Origin of the sequence: Streptomyces sp. NRRL S-118, assembly GCF_000716335.1 — a bacterium.
GTDB lineage: Bacteria > Actinomycetota > Actinomycetes > Streptomycetales > Streptomycetaceae > Streptomyces.
This window is the reverse complement of record NZ_KL591067.1, coordinates 1-794: the sequence shown is the minus strand read 5'-3', so window position 1 is coordinate 794 and position 794 is coordinate 1. Positions and strand designations below refer to the sequence as shown.

Below are 794 nucleotides of genomic sequence, written 5' to 3'. Positions count from 1 at the left end.
TCCTTGAAGGCACGATCGGTGTCGATCGCCGCGGAAGAGGCGTGGCCGAGGACGGATGCGACCTGCTCCCGGACCACGTCCAGGACGATCCGCTCCCGGTCGGCCTCCGCGACGCCGGCGAGGCGCTGCGCGAGCGAGCCTCCGGTCTCGGGGCGCCGGGCGGGGACGGGCGCCAGGCCGCGCAGCAGCGCGGGCAGGTGACCGGCCCTGGCCTGGGCCCTCAGCGCGGCCGGGTCGAGCTGGACGGGCGCCAGGAGCGCCTCGCCGGCGCCGAGCGCCAGGTCGAACAGTTCGAGCCCGCGCTGCTGGGACAGCGCACCCATGCCGGTGCGCTCCAGACGGGCGACGTCGGCCTCGCCGAGCTCACCCGTCATTCCGCCGACGTCGCCCCACAGGCCCCAGGCGAGGGAGGTGGCGGGCAGGCCGACGGCGCGGCGTGACGCGGCAAGCGCGTCCAGAGCGGCGTTCGCCGCCGCGTAGTTCCCCTGACCAGCACTGCCGATCAGCGCCGCCACCGACGAGAACACCACGAACGCCGACAGCTCCGCATCGGCCGTCAACTCATGCAGATGCCACGCGGCGTCCACCTTCGGCCGCATCACCCGCTCGACCTGCCCCGGCGTCAACGCCTCGACGACACCGTCGTCGAGCACACCCGCCGCGTGCACCACCGCGGTCAGCGGACGCTCCACCGAGCCCAGCGCGGCAGCGAGCTGGTCGCGGTCGGCGACGTCGCACGCCACGACCCGCACCGCGCAGCCCAGGCCCTCCAGCTCGGCGACCAGCTCGGCCGC

1 protein-coding gene is annotated in these 794 nt (G+C 75.4%); it reads right to left on the bottom strand.

Annotation, left to right across the window (positions count from 1 at the left end; all coding sequences use genetic code 11):
• Positions 1-794 (bottom strand): beta-ketoacyl reductase (locus tag IH00_RS38625; RefSeq protein WP_039947906.1); only part of this gene is annotated, 794 nt, incomplete at both ends.